This window comes from Vibrio sp. 1562 (genome assembly GCF_033340155.1).
Classification (GTDB): Bacteria; Pseudomonadota; Gammaproteobacteria; order Enterobacterales; family Vibrionaceae; genus Vibrio; species Vibrio alginolyticus.
Genome location: NZ_JAWOVY010000789.1, coordinates 1 through 514, shown reverse-complemented (window position 1 = coordinate 514; position 514 = coordinate 1). Strand labels below are relative to the sequence as shown.

The 514-nt window shown below is 34.4% G+C and carries 2 pseudogenes; both read right to left on the bottom strand.

Annotated elements, in window-relative coordinates:
* Positions 1-337, bottom strand: a pseudogene (locus tag R7Z49_RS27680) (pilus assembly protein TadD); the annotation flags it as partial.
* Positions 337-514: pseudogene (locus R7Z49_RS27675) on the bottom strand (type II secretion system F family protein); the annotation flags it as partial. The pseudogenes R7Z49_RS27675 and R7Z49_RS27680, both read right to left, overlap by 1 nt.

The window sequence follows — 514 nt, the reverse complement described above, 5'->3', positions numbered from 1 at the left end:
ACTCTTCTAAGTAACGTTCACTCGCATCGTAATTGGATTTTAAATATTCAAGCTTAGCTAAGATATAAATAATATCTGGGTCTTTAAGATCCTTTTTCTCTAGAGTGTTTATGTATAACTCAGCAGATTTTTGGTCTTTATTATCCAAATATAAATTGATCAGTTTTATCTTATAACTCGGGACTTCGACTAAGTTCGCTTTATAAAATTCAATAAGCTGTTCAGTTTGCCCAGAGTTAGTCAGTAATTTTTCTTTTGTTACTAATTCTTGATTGATAGTTGAACAACCACTTAAAAAAAGTAACACCAAAAGAGAGAAATAGTTTTTTATATTCATTATCCTAGCATCCTCATTATCCCTGGCGCTGCGATTAGAACAACAATAGGAATCATGATAAAAGCGATCATTGGGATCGACATTTTTGCCCCCATCTTGCCGATTTTCTCTTCCAGTTCGAGCATGTTTACTTCTCGAATATCAGAAGCAAGAGAGGCTAATACCGCACCCACGGAT